Annotated in this window: 13 protein-coding genes; 3 read left to right on the top strand and 10 right to left on the bottom strand. The window is 62.3% G+C overall.

Translation table 11 applies throughout. The features are described 5' to 3' along the window. Positions 1 to 22: 22 nt before the first annotated feature. The gene (locus tag PF1751_RS15245) at positions 23 to 1,003 is read right to left on the bottom strand and encodes a Gfo/Idh/MocA family protein (RefSeq protein ID WP_021491604.1); all 981 of its coding nucleotides are present in this window, start codon (positions 1,001 to 1,003) and stop codon (positions 23 to 25) included. 127 nt (positions 1,004 to 1,130) lie between these two features. On the opposite strand from PF1751_RS15245, the gene PF1751_RS15250 reads away from it, so the two are divergent. Beyond that, positions 1,131 to 1,493, top strand: a complete 363-nt coding sequence (locus tag PF1751_RS15250; protein WP_010209895.1) for an NUDIX hydrolase — start codon at positions 1,131 to 1,133, stop codon at positions 1,491 to 1,493. 44 nt (positions 1,494 to 1,537) lie between these two features. On the opposite strand, the gene PF1751_RS15255 is transcribed toward PF1751_RS15250, so the two are convergent. Both PF1751_RS15255 and PF1751_RS15260 read right to left on the bottom strand, forming a co-directional pair. Then, positions 1,538 to 4,174 carry an MGH1-like glycoside hydrolase domain-containing protein gene (locus PF1751_RS15255; protein WP_044287307.1) on the bottom strand — a complete coding sequence of 879 codons (2,637 nt, stop codon included), beginning with the start codon at positions 4,172 to 4,174 and terminating at the stop codon, positions 1,538 to 1,540. A 69-nt stretch (positions 4,175 to 4,243) separates the two neighbouring features. After that, positions 4,244 to 5,653 carry an OprD family outer membrane porin gene (locus tag PF1751_RS15260; RefSeq protein WP_044287308.1) on the bottom strand — a complete coding sequence of 470 codons (1,410 nt, stop codon included), beginning with the start codon at positions 5,651 to 5,653 and terminating at the stop codon, positions 4,244 to 4,246. A 289-nt stretch (positions 5,654 to 5,942) separates the two neighbouring features. Here PF1751_RS15260 and hglS point away from each other — a divergent pair, with 289 nt between their 5' ends. Further along, a complete protein-coding gene (hglS, locus tag PF1751_RS15265; RefSeq protein WP_044287309.1) occupies positions 5,943 to 7,319 on the top strand; it encodes a 2-oxoadipate dioxygenase/decarboxylase HglS in 1,377 nt (458 codons plus the stop codon). Positions 7,320 to 7,496: 177 nt separating this feature from the next. On the opposite strand, the gene PF1751_RS15270 is transcribed toward hglS, so the two are convergent. Beyond that, positions 7,497 to 7,721 carry a DUF465 domain-containing protein gene (locus tag PF1751_RS15270; protein ID WP_010209888.1) on the bottom strand — a complete coding sequence of 75 codons (225 nt, stop codon included), beginning with the start codon at positions 7,719 to 7,721 and terminating at the stop codon, positions 7,497 to 7,499. A gap of 175 nt (positions 7,722 to 7,896) precedes the next feature. Here PF1751_RS15270 and tkt point away from each other — a divergent pair, with 175 nt between their 5' ends. Then, positions 7,897 to 9,954, top strand: a complete 2,058-nt coding sequence (gene tkt / locus PF1751_RS15275) for a transketolase (protein WP_042572209.1) — start codon at positions 7,897 to 7,899, stop codon at positions 9,952 to 9,954. A gap of 52 nt (positions 9,955 to 10,006) precedes the next feature. Here tkt and uvrA read toward each other — a convergent pair whose 3' ends face one another. The 6 genes from uvrA to lexA form a co-directional block, all read right to left on the bottom strand. Beyond that, a complete protein-coding gene (gene uvrA, locus PF1751_RS15280; protein ID WP_042572208.1) occupies positions 10,007 to 12,523 on the bottom strand; it encodes an excinuclease ABC subunit UvrA in 2,517 nt (838 codons plus the stop codon). Beyond that, positions 12,520 to 14,232 (bottom strand): ATP-binding protein, encoded by a 1,713-nt coding sequence (locus PF1751_RS15285; RefSeq protein ID WP_010209882.1) that lies wholly within the window; start codon positions 14,230 to 14,232, stop codon positions 12,520 to 12,522. Before PF1751_RS15285 ends, uvrA begins: the two co-directional genes overlap by 4 nt. A gap of 109 nt (positions 14,233 to 14,341) precedes the next feature. After that, positions 14,342 to 17,434, bottom strand: a complete 3,093-nt coding sequence (locus PF1751_RS15290; RefSeq protein ID WP_226994519.1) for an error-prone DNA polymerase — start codon at positions 17,432 to 17,434, stop codon at positions 14,342 to 14,344. Beyond that, positions 17,410 to 18,822, bottom strand: coding sequence for a Y-family DNA polymerase (locus PF1751_RS15295; protein ID WP_044287311.1), 1,413 nt, complete (start codon positions 18,820 to 18,822; stop codon positions 17,410 to 17,412). The genes PF1751_RS15290 and PF1751_RS15295 overlap by 25 nt, the downstream gene beginning before the upstream one ends. 7 nt (positions 18,823 to 18,829) lie before the next feature. Next, positions 18,830 to 19,444, bottom strand: coding sequence for a translesion DNA synthesis-associated protein ImuA (imuA, locus tag PF1751_RS15300; RefSeq protein WP_010209873.1), 615 nt, complete (start codon positions 19,442 to 19,444; stop codon positions 18,830 to 18,832). Beyond that, on the bottom strand, positions 19,444 to 20,061 hold the full coding sequence (gene lexA, locus PF1751_RS15305; RefSeq protein ID WP_021492567.1) for a transcriptional repressor LexA: 618 nt from the start codon (positions 20,059 to 20,061) through the stop codon (positions 19,444 to 19,446). The genes imuA and lexA overlap by 1 nt, the downstream gene beginning before the upstream one ends. Positions 20,062 to 20,092: the final 31 nt, after the last annotated feature.

Raw genomic sequence — 20,092 nt, forward strand, 5'->3', positions numbered from 1 at the left:
AAAAAACACAACCCTATCGTACCTAGCCAGGATGATGGGGGTTACGCTGTAGCACCTTGTCGAGGATCCGATCGGTCTTCAACGCCTCGATCGCCTGTGAGGGGTGTTCGGCTTCCCCGCGAATATGGGCGTTCATGGCCAGCACATGATGCCATTGGATATGCGCGTGGCAAGGCACCTCCAGCACCTCGTCCACCTCGCCTTCAAGGCGCAGCGGCTGGTCTTCGAATACTGCAAACGTGATGCGCCCCTTGCTGCCGATCAGCTCGACCTTGTCTTCGCGGCGGTCGGCGACAAAGTTCCAGCAGCCCATGCCCAGCGCGCCGGACGCGAACGTCCAGCAGGCGGTCACCGCATCCTCGGCGGCGTAGCGCCCGGCCTGTCGCGCGGTAAAGCCCGAGACCTCGACGATATCCCCGGCCAGGTACTGGAATAGATCAAACCCATGGCTGGCCAGGTCGGCAAAGTAACCCCCACCGGCAATGAGCGGGTCGGTACGCCAATTGGCGGCGCTGGCGTCGTCGGCGCCCGGTGGCTTGCACAAGGTCCAGGTCAGGTGACGCAATTGGCCAATGCGCCCGTCCTGCAGCCACTGGCGCACTTGCTGGAAACGCGGCAGTGAGCGGCGGTAATACGAGACAAACAGATGCAGGCCGGCACGCTCGAAGGTGCGCTGCATCAATGCGCTTTGCTCGGCATTCAATGCCATCGGCTTTTCGACACAGCAATGCTTGCCCGCGGCGGCCACCATCAGGCTGTATTCCAGGTGGCTGTCGGGTGGCGTGGCGATGTACACCGCGTCCACTTCGGGATCGTTGATCAGAGCCTGGGCATCGGTGTAGAAGCGGGCAATCCCATGGCGTGTCGCATAATCGCGCACAGCCTCTTCACGGCGCCCCATCACGGCGACCAGCGCCGAACCTGGCGCTTTGTAGAAAGCGGGTCCACTCTTTAACTCAGTGACACTGCCACAGCCGATCATGCCCCAGCGTACGGTGCTCATCTGCTCTCCTCGTCCGTTTTGATCAATCGGGCAGTATCCACAACCCCACGCGTCAGCGCCATAACCACTTAGCATGACAATTGCATTACACTTTTATGACATTCATCCCACTGCGGGGGCACAGACGATGAAAATAAGGGCCACGGTCATTTGCGAACACGAGGGGCATATCCTCTTCGTACGCAAGGCCAGATCGAAATGGGCGCTGCCGGGCGGCAAGGTCGAACGCAATGAGCGCCCGGTCGGCGCGGCGGAACGCGAACTGGAAGAAGAAACCGGCTTGAACGTGGATGGCTTGCTGTACTTGCAGGAACTGAAGGCTCGCGACACCGTTCACCACGTGTTCGAAGCGTCAGTGGTGAACATCGCCGATGCAAAACCCTGCAATGAAATAATCGATTGCCAGTGGCACCCTTATGGCGCCATGGATGAACTGGACACCACCGACGCCACCCGGCACATCGTTAAATCCTTCCTGCGTCGCCTGTAGTTCAGCGCTCTGCCCGCTCACCACAACAATCGCCACAAAGAAACTCAAGCCCCTGGCTGCAGTAGCAACGCCACCAGCGCGCTCCACCCCGTCTGGTGGGACGCGCCCAGTCCGCGCCCGGTTTCCCCGTGGAAATACTCGTGGAACAACACCAGGTCGCGGCTGGCCGGGTCAGCTTCCAGCTGGGCGTACCCTGCCATCGACGGCCTTGAGCCATTTTCGTCGCGCAGAAACAGACGCGTCAGGCGCTGACTGAGGCTGTTGGCGACGTCCTCCAGGGAGGACAGGTAACCACTGCCGGCCGGGTACTCCACCGAGAAGTTGTCCGCGTAGTAGCGGTGAAACTCTCGCAACGACTCGATCAGCATGTAGTTGACCGGCATCCACAGCGGCCCGCGCCAGTTGGAGTTGCCGCCATACAACCGCGAGTCGGATTCGCCGGGTTGGTAGCTCGCACACAGGGTATTGCCGTTCATCTTCAACGCCAGCGGTTGTTCCGCGAACGCCTTGGACAGGGAGCGCACGCCAAACGCCGACAAGAACTCTTCGTCAGCCAACATGCGCCGCAACAAATCCTTGGTGCGCTCACCACGCAACAATGCCAGCAACAGGCGATTGCCCTGCCCCGGCTCGTTCCAGCGCGAGACCAATTTGGCCAGGTCCGGCCGGTGCTTCATAAACCCCAGCAAACGCTCGCGCAAACCTTCCAGGCCTTCATGCTCGCGCTGCTCCAGCACCAACACGGCAAACAGCGGCATCAGCCCGACGATCGAACGTAGGCGCACCGGCTCGTTCGCGCCGTCGGGCCGGTGCAGCACGTCGTAGAAGAACAGGTCCTGCTCGTCCCACAGGCCTTCCGCGCTGTCGTCGACGCGGTTGATGGCGCCGGCGATATACAGGAAGTGCTCGAAGAACTTCACGGCAATGTCGACGTACACGCCATTGCGCTTGGCCAGCTCCAGGGCGATGCGCATCAAGTCCAGCGCATAGGCCGCCACCCACGCGGTACCATCGGCCTGGTCCAGCTGGTAACCCGGTGGCAACGCGGCCGAGCGATCGAACAACGCGATATTGTCCAGCCCGAGGAAGCCGCCCTGGAACAGGTTGCGTCCCTCCGCGTCCTTACGGTTGACCCACCAGGAAAAATTCAGCAGCAGCTTGTGGAAAATTCGCTCAAGAAAATCCATATCGCCTACGCCAGTCAGCGCTTTGTCCTGCTGATAGACACGCCAACTGGCCCAGGCATGCACCGGCGGGTTGGCGTCGTCGAAGCGCCATTCATAGGCCGGCAACTGGCCGTTGGGGTGCATGAAACGGTCCTTCACCAACAGCAACAGCTGTTGCTTGGCGTATCCCGGATCGATCAGCGCGATGGCCACCGCCTGGAAGCCCTGGTCCCATGAGGCGTACCACGGGTATTCCCAGGTATCAGGCATCGAGAGGATGTCGAAGTTGGACAGGTGCCGCCAATGGGTATTGCGGATATGCAGGCGCTCGGACGGCGGCGCAGGTTGTGCCGGGTCGCCGTCGAGCCATTGGTTCACATCGAAATAATAGAGCTGCTTTGACCAGAGCAACCCGGCCAAGGCTTGACGCTGCACATTGCGCGCATCCTCATCGGCGATGTTGTGTTGCAAGGCGGCATAGAAGTCATCGGACTCCTGGCGGCGCTGTTCGAACAGCTTGCGGGCGTTGACCTGCGGCGCATCAACGGGGGCAAAACGCAGGTAGAGGGTTTTGTTTTCCAGGCCTGCCAGCTCAAGGATGAAGCGCGCCGCGACTTTGGTGCCGCGGTCACGGCGAATCGCCGATTGCACACCCGCGACCACGTAATCATTGATCCCGTCCTTGAACGGTCCCGGCGCCGGCCGCCCATTCAGCCGCGCAACGTTGGTCTCGTTCTCGCAAAACAACCACTCCACGCCGTCCTGGCCCCAGGCGCCGAGATGCCGATCAGGCAACTCAGGGTGGCGCGCCAGCACCTGTTCCCCGTCCATCGTCAATTGCGGCTTGGGCGCGTCGAAGGTCCAGCTCCAGTCATTGCGCGCCCAGAGTTGAGGCACTACCTGCACGCGCGTCGACTGCTCCGAACGGTTGTGCACAGTCACGCGCATGAAAATGTCGTCGGGCTGATGCTTGGCATATTCGACGCTGACATCGCAGTAACGGTTGTCTTCGAACACGCCGGTATCGAGGATTTCGTACTCGGCATCCGCCAGGCCACGGCGGGCGTTTTCGCTGATCAGGTCGTCATAGGGAAAGGCGGCATGCGGGTATTTGTAGAGCATGCGCATATAGGCATGGCTCGGTACGCCGTCGACGAAAAAATACAGTTCCTTGACGTCCTCACCGTGGTTGCCCTCGGCGTTGTTGAGGCCGAACAAGCGCTCCTTGAGGATCGCATCGCGCTCGTTCCACAGGGCCAGGCCCAGGCACCAGCGTTGTGCCTTGTCGCTGAACCCCGCCAAACCATCCTCGCCCCAGCGATAGGCACGGCTGCGCGCGTGTTCATGGGGGAAATAGGTCCAGGCGTCGCCATCGGCGCTGTAGTCTTCGCGCACCGTGCCCCATTGGCGTTCGCTTAAATAAGGGCCCCACTCGCGCCAACGTTCGGCATCCTGCTGCGCCAAGCGTTGGCCTTCGAGGGTTCCAAGTATCCGGTTGTCGGGTGTGGCCGTCATCGGGTCCTCCATCGCCTACCCAGTGAGAGGCAGTGTAGAGCCCAATGACGTCCGGGCGCACATGAAGACTTAGAAGATCGCGTAGGTGTAGTTGAAGATCAGGCGGGTTTGGTCCTGGTCGGCGGTGCCGGTGTTTTTACCGTGATAGGTGCCGGTACGGAAAGTCGTACCAAACCCTTTCAGCGGACCGGCCTGCACGACGTAGTCCAGGCGGAAGTCGGCTTCGTTTTCTTTCTGGTCAGGGCCACCGGCCACCTTCGACTTGATGTCCCTGCCGTCCAGGTAAGCCACGGACGCCTTCAGACCCGGCACATAGGCCTTGAAGTCATACGAGTACTGACCAAAGTTGACCTGCTCGCCCGCACGGGAGAACTGGCCGACCACGGCATCGGTGAACAGGTAGAAGTCGCTGCCGCCGGCGCCTTGTGCGTGCGGGTCGGCCAGGCTGCCCTGGTTCACCCACACGAAGCCGCCGTCATCACCCACGCCAATGTGGCCAAGCATCAGGCTGCTGCCGCCCAACTGGTAGGTGAAGGCCGCACTGTAGGTTTTGTTGTCCACTTCGTTGGCGTGCTTGGCGTAGCCACCGTTGTTGTTGAACTGGTAACCGCTCTCGCCGTTCTTGCCGTCGCTGGAGCTGTCGAAGTAGCGCAGGTCGGTCTTGAACGACTGATCATTGCCCAGCGGCAGCACGTGGACCAGGCCGAAGTAGTTCTGTTTGTAGAAGTCCTGCAGTTGCGCGTAGTAGTACTGCAACGTCAGGTTTTTCGCGATCACGTTGTCGGAAGAACCAAACGGTTTGTAGTCCACCCCACCGAATTTGAAGCTGTCGCTGTCGCGGGTACCGCCTGCCACGCTCAAGCCCGTGGAGTTGCTGGAAGCACGGCCTTCGGCGCGTTTCAGTTCACCGCCGGTGAAGGTGACATTGGGGATGTCATTGGAGGTGAGGATGCCACCGTCAAAGGTCTGCGGAGCCACGCGACTGTCGTTGGAAACCAGGATCGGCAACACCGGCGCCAAGCCGCCACCGACATGCAATTCGGTCTGGGAAATGCGGAACTTCACGTTGCCCGCCGCGCGACCGAAGGAATCCGCAGGCTCGGTGCCGTTGTTCTTGGTCGGGAAGAAGCTGTTGCCGTTGCCCGAGAGGCCCGCGCCCGCCGTGTGGCCATCACCGCCATCCAGACGCAGCGCGCCGAAAGCCATGACGTCAAAGCCCAAGCCGATGGTGCCTTGGGTGAAACCGGATTTGTAGTCAAAACGCAGCGCGGTTGCGGCTTCGCGCAGGTCGTTGTTGGTCCCCGAGCGGTTATCCGCGCTGTAGTACATGGTCCGCGAACTGATGGCCGCATGACTGTCTTCCAAGAAGCCGCTGTGACCGTTGCCGGTGCCCAGCGAACCGAGCCCGAAATCATCAGCGAACGCCTGTTGTGCAAGAACGGCGGCGGTGATCGACAACGCCAGTGTAGAAATTTTCATTAACGACAGCCCCTAAACATTTTTTTATGTGTCTGGTGTGCATAACGGCGTTTTCATCCTTGCAAACGTGACGATTCTTTCATGCCGACCAGGGCGGAATCCGTGAAGAATTAGTTAGGAAAGCCGCCGTTAAATGAAATTTCTCACGGGCTGTTTTTTGTCATATTCACGTCATCTCATTCATTTGCAGAATGAAGTCCTGAGGAATCTTCGTTTGCAAGGGTGCTTTGCGCTCAACAAAATCCAGGCAAAGGCCACCTCTACCGCTATAGCCATCAGGAATTTTTCTATGCCCAGCACCGCACATGTCAGCCCCGACCAGATCCGTAGGGGCTTTTCCAAGGCCATGTCCGACATGTACCGAGATGAAGTTCCCTTGTATGGCGCCCTGATGGAGCTGGTGGCCGAGACCAATGCCCACGTACTCGACACCCAGCCGCAGCTGGCGCAGCAGCTGCAACGCACCGGCGAAATACAGCGCCTGGACATGGAACGCCACGGCGCGATCCGCCTGGGCACCGCGGCAGAGCTGGCGACCATCAGCCGCCTGTTTGCCGTAATGGGCATGCAACCGGTGGGCTACTACGACCTGACACCGGCCGGCGTACCGGTGCACTCCACCGCGTTTCGCGCCGTGCATGAACAGGCGTTGCAAACCAGCCCGTTTCGGGTATTTACCTCATTGCTGCGCCTGGAACTGATCGAAAATCCCGACCTGCGCGCCTTCGCCGAAACCGCGCTGGCCAAGCGCTCGATCTTCACCCCTGGCGCCCTGACGCTGATCGAACAAGCGGAAAAGGACGGCGGCCTCAACGCCGAGGACGCCGATGAGTTTATCCGCCAGGCCCTGGAAACCTTCCGCTGGCACCACACCGCCACCGTCACCGGCGCGCAGTACCAGCAACTGAGCGACCAGCACCGCCTGATCGCCGACGTGGTCGCCTTCAAAGGCCCGCATATCAACCACCTGACCCCGCGCACCCTGGACATCGACCAGGTCCAGGCCGCCATGCCCGGCAAAGGCATCACCCCCAAGGCTGTGATCGAAGGCCCACCGCGCCGGCATTGCCCGATCCTGCTGCGCCAGACCAGCTTCAAGGCCCTCGACGAACCCATCGCCTTTACCGACGCTCAAGGCAGCCACAGTGCGCGCTTTGGCGAAATCGAACAGCGCGGCGTGGCGCTCACCCCCAAAGGCCGCGCGCTGTACGACCAGTTGCTGAACGCCGTGCGCGACGAATTGGGCGCCTTTCCCAATGAGGGCAACGCTGCACGTTATGTCGAATTGATGGAACGGCATTTCCAGGCGTTCCCGGATAACCACGCACAGATGCGCGAACAGGGCTTGGCCTACTTCCGCTACTTCGCCACCGAACAAGGTTTGGCGGCGCGCGGCACTGCCGCTCAACCGCGCACACTGGAAGCGCTGGTCGAGGCCGGCCACATCGATGTGGAGCCGTTGGTGTATGAGGATTTCCTACCGGTGAGTGCGGCGGGGATTTTTCAGTCGAACCTGGGGGATGCAGCCCAGAGTCACTACGCGGCCAACTCGAATCGGGCCGAGTTTGAAAAGGCGCTAGGACGTCGGACGATTGATGAATTGAAGCTGTATAGCGAGACGCAGCAACGCTCTATCGATGAATGCACAAAGGCACTGCTGGCCTGAAATGAAGTGCCCACCCGACTCACCAGCACAATCCTTGCGCCGCAACAGTCCCCAGAGCCGGGTGGGCGGTCGGCATGATAGGCAGAGAGAAGCATCCTGTCCCCCAGACAATTCTGAACAAATATGTCCGTCCCTGCTGTAGGAGCAAGCTTGCTCCTACAGGGGAGGCGTTTTGGTTTACCCCAGCTTTGCGACAATGTCGTCTTTGATCAACAGCCGCTTCTTCTTCAGCTTCTCCACATCCTCATCGCTGGCGCTTGCCGATTCTGCCTTCAGCACCTCCTTATCAGCGTCATCGTATTGAGTGAGCAGCGAGTCCAGGCGTTTATCGCTCGCCCTGCGTTCGTGAACGACTTCCTTGCTCAACCCCAAGTCCTGATACAGGTCGTGTTTCACTGGCATGGCGTACCTCCGCAAGTTGATCAATGGCTTACGCCCTAGAAGCTAGACCATTGCGAGGGGTCTTGTCATGTCCGGGGTCAATACAGCCCCGTTCGTCGCAGCGCGGGCGTTTTGATCAAACCTTTGCCGCCCCCTGCCCTCCACTCTAGATAGCCAACCGAGGGAGACCGGTTTCATGACTCATGCTGCCACTGATATCGACACCCAATGCATCAACACCCTTCGCACCTTGGCCATGGACGCCGTGCAGAAGGCCAATTCCGGCCATCCGGGCACGCCCATGGGCCTGGCACCGGTGGGGTATACGTTGTGGAGCCGCTTCCTGCGCTATCACCCCCAGCATCCCGACTGGCCCAGCCGTGACCGTTTTGTGTTGTCCGTTGGTCATGCCTCGATGCTGCTGTATTCGCTGCTGCACCTGGCCGGCGTAGTGGAATTGGATGCCAACGGCAAGCGCACCGGCCAACCCGCGGTCAGCCTGGACGATATCAAGCAATTTCGACAAGCCGGCTCCAAGACCCCCGGCCACCCCGAATACCGCATGACCACTGGCGTGGAGACCACCACGGGCCCGCTCGGCCAGGGCTGTGCCAACAGTGTCGGCATGGCCATGGCCGAACGCTGGCTGGCCAAGCGCTTCAACCGCGAAGAAAAAACCTTGTTCGACTACAACGTCTATACCCTGTGCGGCGACGGCGACATGATGGAAGGCATCAGCGGTGAAGCCGCGTCCTTGGCCGGTCACTTGAAGCTGGACAAGCTGTGCTGGATCTATGACAACAACACCATCAGCATTGAAGGCCACACTGAACTTGCGTTCAGCGAAGACGTGATCCAGCGCTTCCAGGCGTATGGTTGGCACACCCTGCACGTTACCGATGCCAACGACTTGCAAGCCCTGAGCAATGCCTTGGAAGCCTTTCATTGCAATCGTGGCGCACCCACGCTGATTGTGGTCGACAGCGTGATCGGCTATGGCTCACCGCACAAACACAACACGGCCGCCGCCCATGGCGAGCCCTTGGGCGAAGAGGAAATTCGCCTGACCAAGTCGGCGTATGGCTGGCCCGAGGACTCGAGCTTCCTGGTCCCCGAAGCAGCACGCGCGCAATTGCGTGATGCCCTGCTTGAACGCAGCGAGCCCCTGTATGAAAAATGGACCGAACACCTGTCCTTGCTGGAGCAGTTCGAACCGGAATTGGCCGATGAATTGAGACGTATGCGTGCCGGGGAAATGCCGGAACACTGGCAGAAGCACCTGCCGGACTTCGATACCGACCCCAAGGGCATCGCCAGCCGCGCCGCTGGCGGCGAGGTGCTGAATGCGTTCGCCGAACAGGTCCCCTGGCTGCTGGGCGGTTCGGCGGACTTGTCACCGTCGACCAAGACCAACCTTACCTTTGACGGTGCCGGGCGTTTCAGTGCCGACGACTACAGCGGGCGCAACCTGCACTTCGGCATTCGTGAGCACGCCATGGGCGCGATCGCCAACGGGCTGGCGCTGTCCTACCTGCGGCCATACACCTCGACGTTCCTGGTGTTCAGCGACTACATGAAACCGCCGATCCGCCTGGCGGCGATCATGGAGTTGCCGGTGGTGTTCGTGTTTACCCATGACTCGATTGGCGTGGGTGAAGATGGGCCGACGCACCAGCCGATCGAACACCTTACGCAGTTGCGCGCCACGCCGGGACTGCTGACCCTGCGGCCGGGCGATGCGAATGAAACCCTGGAGCTGTGGAAGGTTGCCCTGGCGCAAACCCATCGGCCGAGTTGCGTGGTGTTGTCGCGTCAGCCGTTACCGACGCTGGATCGTACAAAGTACGCAGCGGCGTCCGGGGCGGCCAAGGGGGCTTACGTGCTGGCCGCTGCCGACCACCCCAAGGTCCTGCTGTTGGCGACCGGCAGCGAAGTCGGCCTGGCCGTGGCGGCTTATGAGCAGCTGAAGACCGAAGGGATTGCCGCGCAAGTGGTGTCCATGCCCAGCTGGGAATTGTTTGAAGACCAGGACCAGGCCTACCGCGACAGTGTGCTGCCGCCGGCGGTGAACGCGCGGGTCGTGGTGGAACAGGCAGGCCCATTGGGCTGGGACCGTTATGTAGGCCAGACCGGCGCCAAGGTGGTGATGAACAGCTTCGGTGCGTCCGCGCCGTTGGCCAAGTTGCAGGAGAAGTTCGGGTTTACCGTGGAGAATGTGGTGAGGCAGGCCAAGCAGCAAATCCAACAGACCTGACAGCTTTTGTATAGGCGCCGGGCTTGTCGGCAAGCCCCGCGCCTACACAGGTTTAGAGTGCTTTCGCCAGGAAGGCGGCAGTCCGGCTTTTCTTGCTCTTCGCAACTTTTTGCGGCGTACCACTGGCCACCACCGTCCCGCCCAAATCCCCTGCCCCCGGCCCGATATCTATCACCCAATCACTCTGCGCCACCACCCGCATCTCATGCTCCACCACAACCACCGTATGCCCCGCATCCACCAAGTGATTCAACTGGCTGAGCAAGCGGTCCACATCCCGCGGATGCAGGCCTGTAGTCGGCTCATCCAGCACGTACAAGGTCGCGCCCCGCGCATTGCGTTGCAGCTCGGTCGCCAGTTTGATGCGCTGCGCTTCACCGCCCGACAGCTCGGTGGCCGGTTGGCCCAGACGCAGGTAGCCCAGGCCGATATCCCGCAGCACCTGCAACGAGCGCAGCACGCTCGGTTGTTCGGCAAACACTTCGACCGCCTGCTCGACCGTCAGCCCCAACACTTGGGCGATGGTCAAACCTCGCCATTTGACCGCCAAGGTCTCGGGGTTGTAGCGCGCCCCATGACAGGTCGGGCATGGCGCGTACACACTGGGCATGAACAGCAACTCGACACTGACAAACCCTTCCCCTTCGCAGTTCGGGCAACGCCCCTTGGCGACGTTGAACGAGAATTGCCCGGCATCGTAGTGCCGTTTCTTCGCCGCCGGTGTAGCCGCGAACAGCTTGCGCACATTGTCGAACAGCCCGGTATAGGTCGCCAGGTTCGAACGTGGAGTGCGGCCGATGGGTTTCTGGTCTACCTGCACCAGGCGGCGGATGTGCTCCAGACCGGCGTGGATGTGCCCGCCGCTGGTTTGCGGCGCATCGTCTTCCAGGCTTGGTTCTTCGTCATTTTCCACCACGCGCCCTAAACCGGCGCTCACCAGTTCCAGCAGCGCCTGGCTGACCAGGCTGGACTTGCCCGACCCGGAAATCCCGGTGACCGCCGTGAAGCAGCCCAGCGGAAAATCGACATTCAGGTCCTTGAGATTATTACGCGTCACACCTTGCAGTGTCAGCCAACCGGTGGGTTCACGGCGCTCTTGCTTGGAGACACGCTTTTCAGCGAACAGATAGGCGCGGGTCTGTGACGCCTGCACCTGTGCCAGCCCCGCAGGCGGGCCGCTGTACAGCACCTGGCCGCCATGTTCGCCGGCCGCCGGGCCAACGTCGATCAGCCAGTCGGCGCGGCGCATGGTTTCCAGGTCATGCTCCACCACAAACAATGAGTTGCCCGCCGCTTTCAACCGGTCCAGTGCGGTGAACAGTGCCTCGCCGTCCGCAGGATGCAAGCCTGCCGAAGGCTCATCCAGCACATAGATCACGCCGAACAACTGCGAGCCCAATTGCGTGGCCAGGCGCAGACGCTGCAACTCGCCGGACGACAAGGTTGGCGTGCTGCGCTCCAGGGACAGATAACCCAGGCCCAACTCGGTCAAGGTGCTGACCCGCTCCAGCAAGTCCTGGGCAATACGCTGGGCGGCGAGGCGTTTTTCCACCGAGAGTTTCATCGTGTCCTGCCCCGCCGCCACCGGCCGCAGTAACTCAGCCAATTGCGCCAATGACAACTGTGACAACTCACCTATGTCCACCCCGGCAAACTTCACCGACAGCGCAGCCTTGGTCAGGCGTTTGCCCTCGCACAACGGGCAGGCGCTGCCCTGCATGAACTGTGACACGCGCTTCTTCATCAGCGCGCTCTGGGTGTGGGCGAAGGTGTGCAGGATGTAACGCCGGGCGCCCATGAAGGTGCCCTGATAGCTCGGCTCCAGTTTGCGTTTCAGCGCATCGCGGGTCTGCTCCGGGGTAAAGCCGGCATAGACCGGTACGGTGGGAGTTTCTTCGGTGAACAGGATCCAGTCGCGCTGTTTTTTCGGCAGGTCGCGCCAGGGGATATCCACGTCGTAGCCAAGGGTCACCAGAATGTCCCGCTGGTTCTGGCCTTGCCACGCCAACGGCCAGGATGCCACCGCGCGCTGGCGGATGGTCAGCGAGGGGTCCGGCACCATCAGTGCTTCGGTCACTTCATACACACGGCCCAAGCCATGGCATTGCGGGCACGCGCCCTGGGGCAGGTTCGGCGAGAAGTCCTCGGCGTACAGCATCGGCTGTCCCGGCGGATAACTGCCGGCGCGGGAATACAACATGCGGATCAGGCTCGACAACGTCGTCACGCTGCCCACTGATGAGCGCGCGCTCGGCGTACCGCGCTGCTGTTGCAGGGCCACGGCGGGCGGCAGGCCTTCGATGCTGTCCACGTCCGGCACGCCCACCTGGTCGATCAGCCGTCGGGCATACGGCGCCACCGACTCGAAATAACGCCGCTGCGCTTCGGCATACACCGTGGAAAACGCCAGGGACGACTTGCCGGAACCCGACACGCCGGTGAACACCACCAAGGCATCCCGGGGAATATCCACATCAACATTCCGCAGGTTGTGTTCGCGGGCGCCACGCACACGGACGAAACCGGTTTGCTGGGCAGTGATTGCAGGCGTGTTGCGCTGTGAAGTCATGGACAACCTTGTCGGGCGGTGAGCACGCTGCGCACCCGTTGCGTCAGCGCTTCGGGGCTGTAGGGCTTGCTCAGCAGATGAATATCGGCGCTCAGCAGATGATTGCTGGAGAGAATGTCACGGGTGTGGCCGGAGGTGAACAGGACTGCCACCGGCGGGTTTTGCGCACGCGCCCAGTTGGCCAGGTCGGTGCTTTTGACGCGGCCGGGCATGACCACATCGGTGAAAATCAGCTCCGGCTGCAAACCGGCTTGTAGCTTGAGCATGGCCTGGTCACCGTCATCGGCCGTGAGCACGGTGTAGCCGGACTGTTCGAGTAACTCGACGACGGTCAGGCGCACGCCTTCATTGTCCTCGACCACCAGGATGGTTTCCTGGCCGCTACTAAGGGGGAGTTGGTCGATATGCACATCGAGGCTTTCCGGCTCCAGGCTGTGAGGGAAATACATCTGCACCACCGAGCCTTTGCCCTCCTCGCTCCACATCTCCACATGCCCGCCACTCTGGCGCACAAAGCCGAACACCATGCTCAGGCCCAGGCCGGTGCCATGGCCTTCGCGCTTGGTGGTAAAGAAGGGTTCGAACGCACGTTTCAACGTGGACTCGGACATACCCACACCGGTGTCGATGACCGCCAGGCGCACATATTCGCCCGGCTTGATGCCTTTACCCGCGCAATCGTCCGGATTAAGGATGATGTTCTCGCCGGTGATACGAATCACGCCCTCGCCGTTCATGGCGTCCCGGGCATTGATCGCCAGGTTGAGCAGTGCATTTTCCAGTTGGTTGCGGTCGACGTTGATAAACCACGAGTCCTGGGGCAGTTGCACATCGATATGGATGGTTTCCCCCAGCGCCCGTTGCAGCAGCTCGCCGAGGCCTGCGTAGATACGTTGCGGGTTGTAGACCGCCGGTGACAAAGGTTGGCGACGGGCAAACGCAAGCAATTGCGATGACAGCTTGGACCCGCGCTCCACCGCCGCAATGGCCGCGGCGACACGGCGCTGCACCTGGGCGTTGTCCGGTTCGTGGCGGGCCAGCAAATGCAGGTTGCCGGCGATCACTTGCAGCAGGTTGTTGAAGTCGTGGGCCACACCGCCGGTCAGGCCGCCGATGGCTTCGAGTTTCTGTGACTGACGCAGTTGGTCCTCGGCGGCCGAGCGCGCCTGCACTTCAGCGGCGACTCGTTGCTCCAGGTTGTGCGTGAGCTCCTGGCGCACCTGTTCGGATTTCACCAGCTCGGTGGTCTCCACCACAATCGCCAACACCCCCGCCGGTTGCTGGTTGTCGCCGGCGACGGGGCTGTAATACAGGTCCAGCCATACGGTTTCTGGCTTGCCGTTGCGCAACAGCACCAGGTCCTTGTTGTTGAATGACAGCGTGCCGCCTGCCAGGCAAGTGTCCACCACGTGACGGTTGAACTCGGCGACTTCCGGCCACCCCAGTTCTACCGGCGTTCCCAGCAAGTACGGGTGGCGACCACCGGCAAAGACCGAATAGCTGTCGTTGTAGATCATGTACCCCCATTGCCCCCACAGCATCACCATGGGCACGGGTGATGCCAGCATCATCTGCACGGTGCAGGTCAGGCTGGTGGACCATTTGTCGATAGGGCCCAGGTCGGTGGTTGCCCAATCGAAAGCGCGGATTCGCTGGGCCATTTCACCGGCCCAACCTTCACAGCCATGAGGGTTGGATAAAAATTGCATCATTGAACTCTGCGCAAAGAAAAGACAGCTGCGAAATTTGGAGCGCGTCAGAAGCTGATGGTTTCATCTTATATAACTTAGGGAGGAATGCCCGCAGAAACCACAGCCCCTAATGAAAATCCCGGCTGCGCACAGTGATGCCTTCCAGCAACGGCGTCAGGTCGGTGAGGCGCCCGGCGATCAGGTGCCGCACTTCACCCACCGCTTCCCAGCGCCCATCCACTTTCATCAGACGCGAGCCCACCAACGCCTGGCGTTGACGCTCAGCCAGATCGCGCCAAACCACCACATTGAGATTGCCGAATTCATCCTCCAGCGTGACAAAAGTCACCCCACTGGCTGTGCCGGGACGCTGACGACCGGTGACCAGGCCGGCAACGCTGACGTTGCGCCCATGCTCCACCGCCATCAGCTCCTGGGAACTGCGGCAGCGTCGCTTGCGCAGTTCCGCACGCAACAACGCCAACGGATGCGGGCCCAGGGTGGTGCCGATCGTGGCATAGTCGGCGTGCAAATCCTCACCCACCGTGGGCGACGGCAACTCCACCACGGCTTCGTCCGGACTCGGCAGGCCGGCAAACAGCCCGAGTTGCTTGTGTACACCGGCGACCTCCCAGCGCGCCTTGTGCCGGTTGCCCGCCAGGGCGCGCAAAGCACCGGCATCCGCCAGCAGTGCCTGGGCGCGTGCATCCAGCCCGGCACGATCGTCCAGGTCGGCAATATCGCTGAATGCCCGGCGGTGGCGTGCGGCTTCGATGCGCCGCGCGTCCTCTTCGCGAAACCCCGAGATCATGCGCAAGCCCATGCGAATCGCCGGCTGTGCCCCGTCGATCGGCTCCAGGCTGCAATCCCAGTCGCTGGCCTGCACGTCGACTGGCCGGATCTGCAAGCGATGGCGCCGTGCGTCCTGCAGGATCTGGTCCGGGCTGTAGAACCCCATGGGCCAGCTGTTGATCAGCGCACAGGCGAAGGCCGCCGGCTCATGGCACTTGAGCCAGCAACTGGCGTAGGTCAGCAAGGCGAAACTGGCCGCGTGGGATTCGGGGAAGCCATAGCTGCCAAACCCCTTGATCTGCTCGAATATCTGCGCGGCAAAAGCTTCGCTGTAACCGTTTTTCAGCATGCCGGTGCGCAGGCGTTCCTGGTGCGGTTCCAGGCCACCGTGGCGTTTCCAGGCGGCCATGGAGCGGCGCAACTGGTCGGCCTCGCCTGGGCCGTAGTCGGCGGCGACCATGGCGATCTGCATCACCTGCTCCTGGAACAGCGGGATGCCCAGGGTACGTTCCAGCACAACTTTGAGTTCCGGCGAAGGATAAGTGGTTTCCTCCTCCTTGTTCCGCCGCCGCAAGTACGGGTGCACCATGCCACCCTGGATCGGCCCAGGTCGCACGATGGCGACCTCGATCACCAGGTCGTAGAACTTCTGCGGCTTGAGCCTGGGCAACATCGACATCTGCGCCCGCGACTCGATCTGGAATACGCCGATGGTGTCGGCCTTGCTGATCATCGCGTAAGTGGCCGGGTCTTCCTTGGGGATGGTTGCCAAGGCCAGGTCCCGGTTGCGATGGCGGCGCAGCAAGTCGAAACAGCGACGGATTGCGCTGAGCATGCCCAGGGCGAGGATATCCACCTTGAGCAAGCCGACGGCATCGAGGTCGTCCTTGTCCCACTGAATGATGGTGCGCTCGGCCATGGCGGCATTTTCCACCGGCACCAGGGTGTCCAGCGGGTATTCGGAAATCACGAAGCCACCCGGGTGCTGGGACAGGTGCCGGGGAAAGCCGATCAATTGCTGGGTCAGCGTGAGCACGCGGCGCAGGATCGGGCTGTCGGGGTCGAAGCCGCCTTCACGCAGGCGATCCAGCGGGGGCGCTGCGTCACTCCAGCGCCCGCAGCAGTCGGCCAGGGCGTTGATCTGGTCCGGCGGCAGCCCCAGGGCCTTGGCCACATCACGCACCGCGCCGGACGCGTGGTAACTGCTGACCACCGCCGTCAGCGCCGCACGGGTACGGCCGTAACGCTGGAACACGTACTGCAGCACCTCTTCGCGGCGTTCATGTTCGAAGTCCACGTCGATATCCGGCGGTTCATTGCGCTCCCTTGAAAGGAAGCGTTCGAACAACATGCTGGTCAGGCTCGGGTCGATCTCGGTGATGCCCAGGGCATAACACACCGCCGAGTTCGCCGCCGAGCCGCGCCCCTGGCACAGGATCGACCGGCTGCGGGCGAACTGCACAATGTCGTGCACCGTAAGGAAGTAACTTTCGTAGCCCAGCTCGCTGATCAACTCCAGCTCGCTGTTGATCTGCTGCGCGGTCTTGGCGTCGACCCCTTGCGGCCAACGTTTGGCGATGCCTTCTTCGGTCACGGCGCGTAGCCAGGATTGGGCGTTGTGGCCAGCGGGCACCAGTTCGCGCGGGTAGTGATAACGCAATTGGCTGAGGTCGAAGGTGCAGCGGCGGGCAATGGTCTCGGTTTCGTCGAGCAAGGCTTGCGGGTACAGCGCGGCCAGGGCGTCGAGGCTGCGCAGGTGCCGCTCGCCATTGGGGTGCAGGCGCGTGCCGGCTTCGGCCACCGGTACGTGATGGCGAATGGCAGTCATGGTGTCTTGCAGGGCGCGGCGGCCACGCGCATGCATGTGCACATCGCCGCAAGCCACCGCGGGGAGGTGCAGGCTGGCGGCCAGTTGCAGGCGTTGTTCCAAGTGACGCGCATCGTTCTGGCCGCAGTGCAGGTGCACCGCCAGCCACAGTCGCTCACCGAAGGTGCGGCGCAGCCATTGGCTATCGGCCTGGGTGTCGCTGTCTTCGGCCACCCACAGCGCCAGCAGGCCGGGCAGCGGTTGATCGAAGTCCTCGCGCAGCAGGCGATAGCTGCCCTTTTCGGCACGCCGCCGGGCCAGGGTGATCAAGCGGCACAGGTGCTGGTAGCCGCTGAGGTCTTCCACCAGCAGGACCAGTTTCGGGCCGTTGTCGATGCGCACCTCGCTGCCGATGATCAGCGGCAGCTCCACCGCCTTCGCCGCCTGCCAGGCGCGCACAATGCCGGACAAAGTGCATTCGTCGGTGATCGCCAGCGCGCTGTAGCCTTGGCGCTTGGCGCGCTCGAACAACTCCAGCGCACTGGAGGCGCCGCGCTGGAAGCTGAAGTTGGACAGGCAGTGCAGCTCGGCGTAACTCATGCAAACCAACCCTGCAACCATAATCCATCGCCCTGCCCCACGGTGCGAAAGGCCCAGCCTTGCTGACCGGCGCGCGTCTGGATCAGGTAGTAGTCGCGGCGAATATCGGCGCCGTCCCACCAGCCGGACTCGATGCGCTCAGGCCCCATGAGGATCTGCACACCCTGCTCGCCCAGCAAGGTCGGTTCGTTCAGCAGCCAGCCGGGGCGCTGCACGTTGTTCAGGGTTGGGCACAGGGTTTTATCCGCAGCCGCTTGCCAGGCGCATTCAGGTCGGTGGTCAGCGTGGAAGCGCAGGCCCTGCACCGCTTCATCGCCCAAGCGGGCACGCAGGCGTTCGCGCAGTTGCTCCCATGGCAGGGTTTGTTGCGGGCGGTCGTCGAACAGGTCCTGGCGCTGGGGCACGAACACCGGCAGGTCCTGGGCCACCAGGCGAAAGCCGCGGACCGGTGAGGTGACTTGGACTTGCTCCAGGCGGCCACGCGCCAGTTCAAACAGCAGCGCCGGTTCACGCTCGGCACTGAGCAGGCCGACCTTGATCACGCTATCGGGCGCCTGGGCGTGCTCCAAGTGCAGGTCGAAGCGCTGCACGCCACTGTCGCGACCACAGAGGAAGGCGGACAGATCGCCGGTCAAACGCCTTAAAGGAAACAGCAACGCCTGATGGGATTGCACATCGAAATTCAGCTCGATACGCACATCGAACCGGTCCGGCGGCTGATAGAACGCCAGGCCCAGCGGCCGGTGCCCGACCAGTGCATCCAGGTGCTTGAGCAAGCCGGCATCAAAGCGTCGCGCCAGGGTATGCCGAGGCAGCGCCTGCACCTGGGCCAATGTGCGCAGGCCCATGCGCGACAAGGCCGTAGCGGCCTGCGGGCCAAGACCGGCGCGGTCGATGGGCAGCGGCGCCAGGGCCTGCATCAAGCCGTCATCCTGCACCGCCAAACCATCGTAGATATTTGCCAGCACCCGCGCCGCCGCCGGGTTGGGTGCCGCGACGATACGGTGACGAAAACCCAGTTCGGTCAACTCTCTGCGCAAGCGCGCTTCGAACCGTGGCCATGGTCCGAACAGCCCCAGGCTCGACTCGATCTCAAACAACAAAGCGCGTGGATAATACAGGCTGACTTGAGAGCTGAACTGATAGGCCCAGGCGGCGAGGAACTGCTGGTAGCGTTCGATCTCGGCGGGATCATATTCGGCGCTGGCAAAGGTCTTGGCCAGGGCATGTGCAGCTGTCAGGGATTGACCGGGGCGCAAGCCCAAGGCGCGGGCGGCGTCATTGACCGTTTGCAGCACACGCCGCTGTGGCGTACCGGCCAGCAAGACCAGAGGCTGCTCCGGTTCGGGATGCGCACGCTGCACTCCGTCCAGCGCCAATTGCGGGAAGACAATACACACCCAGCGCATGGCAACCTCAATGCCCCGCCAGCGTAATCGGCGCCGGATGGGCCAGGCCGCCCCGGCACTTGAGCACGCGCACCTGCGCGGGTTTGGCTTCCACGGCCAGGCGCAAGGCGGCGGGAGATGAGTTGACCGCCTCACTTAAGGCGCGCCAGGCAAAGGCCAGGGTCTGCCCGGTTTCCGCCGCCACTTGCAGGCGCCGCAGCGCGCGGTCATCGGCCTTGCGTGGCCAGCACAACACCGCGCCGCAACTGCCGGAACGCAGGCACTGTTCCACCGCCCACAGGGCATCACGCTCTTCGGCCTGGATCACCGAAAGCAAGCGCAGATCCACCCCGGCGTTCTGCCAGGCATGGGGGTACGGTGTATAGGGCGGCGCCACCAGCACAATGCGCTCCCGCGCCTTTGACAAGCGTGCCAGGGTCGGCAGCACCAGTTGCAGTTCGCCCACCCCCTCCTTGGCCATGAGGATTTCACTCAGGGCCGCCTCCGGCCAGCCGCCCGTGGGCAACACCGCATCCAGCGCCGCCAGCCCGGTGGGGTGCACACTGGCTGGCGGCGTGGCAGGCCGGCCTTTCCAGACACGCCCGCCATTGAACAGCGTGTCCAGTGCAACCACGGCGCCCATCAACCTTGCCTCACCAGACCGCAGAACACCCCCTCGATCGCCAGGTCCTGATCGGGCCCGACCACGATGGGTTGATACGCGGGGTTGCGCGGCAGTAAGCGCACGCTGTCGCCATGGCGTTCGAAACGTTTGATGGTCACTTCACCGTCCAGGCGCGCCACCACAATCTGCCCGTTCAAGGCCTCGGCACTGCGGCGCACGCCCACCAGGTCGCCATCGAGAATGCCGTCCTCGATCATCGAATCGCCCTGCACGCGCAGCAGGTAATCCGGGGTTTTCGCGAAGGTCGACGGGTCAAGTTGCAGGCGGCTATGCACCTCGGCATCGGCGCCGATAGGCGAGCCTGCAGCGACACGGCCAAGCACCGGCACATCCAGCCATTGCGGACGCATCGGTTGATTGAGCAAGCGAATACCGCGTGCCTGGTTCGGGTTGACCTCGATAAACCCGGCTTCAGTCAGCGCCAGCACATGCTTGCGCGCCACGCTGCGCGAGGCAAAGCCGAACGCCTCGGCGATCTCGGCGAGGCTGGGGGACTGGCCTTGCTGCGCGATACGGTCGCGGATGAAGGTCAGGATGGCGGTACGGCGGGGCGTTAGAGTTGTCATGGAGTACATTTGTACTCCTGTGGGAAATTTCTGACAATAG

Origin of the sequence: Pseudomonas simiae (genome assembly GCF_000934565.1) — a bacterium.
GTDB lineage: Bacteria > Pseudomonadota > Gammaproteobacteria > Pseudomonadales > Pseudomonadaceae > Aquipseudomonas > Aquipseudomonas simiae.